1 protein-coding gene is annotated in these 329 nt (G+C 61.4%); it reads right to left on the bottom strand.

Features of this window, described 5'->3' with window-relative positions:
* The coding region (locus F1735_RS34540) for a GspE/PulE family protein (RefSeq protein WP_167241565.1) at positions 1-329 on the bottom strand (329 nt) is incomplete at both ends.

Here is a 329-nt window from a genome sequence, read left to right as displayed (position 1 = left end):
AATGATTTTTTCGATCGCCGGGGTAATCGGCATGATCTGGTAGATACCGACCCGGCCCTTGTAGCCGCCGCCGAGGCAACGGTCGCAGCCGACCGGACCGTAAGGCTTCCAGCCGCCTTCCAGTTCTTCTTCCTTGAAGCCGGCGGCAAGCATGATTTCACGGCTGGTCTCGACCGGTTTCTTGCAGGTGCACAGGCGCCGCGCCAGGCGCTGCGCGGTGATCATGATCACCGACGAGGCGATGTTGAAGGGCGCTACGCCCATGTTCATCAAGCGGGTCAGGGTCGATGGCGCATCGTTGGTGTGCAGGGTCGAGAACACCATGTGGC

Source organism: Massilia genomosp. 1 (genome assembly GCF_011682185.1).
In the GTDB taxonomy this organism is placed as follows: Bacteria; Pseudomonadota; Gammaproteobacteria; order Burkholderiales; family Burkholderiaceae_D; genus Telluria_A; species Telluria_A rubra.
Note: the sequence above shows the minus strand (reverse complement) of the source record. Positions and strands in the feature narration are given on the sequence as shown.